This window comes from Streptomyces wedmorensis (genome assembly GCF_000716445.1).
GTDB classification, from domain to species: domain Bacteria; phylum Actinomycetota; class Actinomycetes; order Streptomycetales; family Streptomycetaceae; genus Streptomyces; species Streptomyces wedmorensis.
On the sequence record NZ_JNWK01000182.1, the window covers coordinates 1 to 347 of the forward strand.

At 71.5% G+C, this 347-nt stretch carries 1 protein-coding gene; it reads right to left on the reverse strand.

The genetic code is table 11. From position 1 onward, the window contains the following. On the reverse strand, window positions 1–347 hold a 347-nt coding region (locus OO54_RS41030), incomplete at both ends, for an ATP-binding cassette domain-containing protein (RefSeq protein WP_033212902.1).

Below are 347 nucleotides of genomic sequence, written 5' to 3' on the forward strand. Positions count from 1 at the left end.
CGCGTACGAAGTCGGCGGCCTGGGCGACCTCCAGGGCGTGCCAGAGTTCCTCGTCGGTGGCGTCGGGCTTGCCGTAGCGGAGGTTGGTGGCGACGGTCCCGGAGAACAGGTACGGCTTCTGGGGTACGAGGCCGACCGTCCGGGCCATCAGTTTCGGGTCGAGTGTGCGGACGTCGACGCCGTCGACGAGGACCTCGCCGCCGGTGGCGTCGAACAGCCGGGGCACGAGCCCGAGGAGGGTCGACTTGCCGCTGCCGGTGGAGCCGATGATCGCGGTGGTCTCACCGGGCCGGGCGACGAGCTCCACGTCCGTGAGGACCGGCTCCTCCGCGCCCGGATACCGGAAG